Raw genomic sequence first — 262 nt, 5'->3', positions numbered from 1 at the left:
CCGCTGATCACCCCTGATCGGCCCGCAGCGGCATGAGCACCGAGGCTCGAAAACCGCCGCCCCAGATCGCGCTGAAGATCCGGCGCATTCTGGGCGGCAAGGCAGGCTGGAACGGCGTAGCCGTCCAGTTTGCCTTCGCGGCGATGCTGGGCTGGATCGGCTACGAGATCGTCTCCAATGCGCGGGCCAATCTCGAGAACCAGCACATCGCCGCCGGCTTCGGTTTCCTCAGGAACAATGCCGGCTTCGACGTCAACCAGAC

Annotated in this window: 1 pseudogene; it reads left to right on the top strand. The window is 64.9% G+C overall.

Features of this window, described 5'->3' with window-relative positions:
* Positions 1-32: 32 nt before the first annotated feature.
* A pseudogene (locus AC0L3H_RS33055) lies at positions 33-262 on the top strand (amino acid ABC transporter permease); the annotation flags it as partial.

The organism is Mesorhizobium sp. WSM4816 (assembly GCF_055811535.1).
The sequence above is the reverse complement of the archived record's forward strand: the minus strand, read 5'-3'. Positions and strand labels throughout refer to the sequence as shown.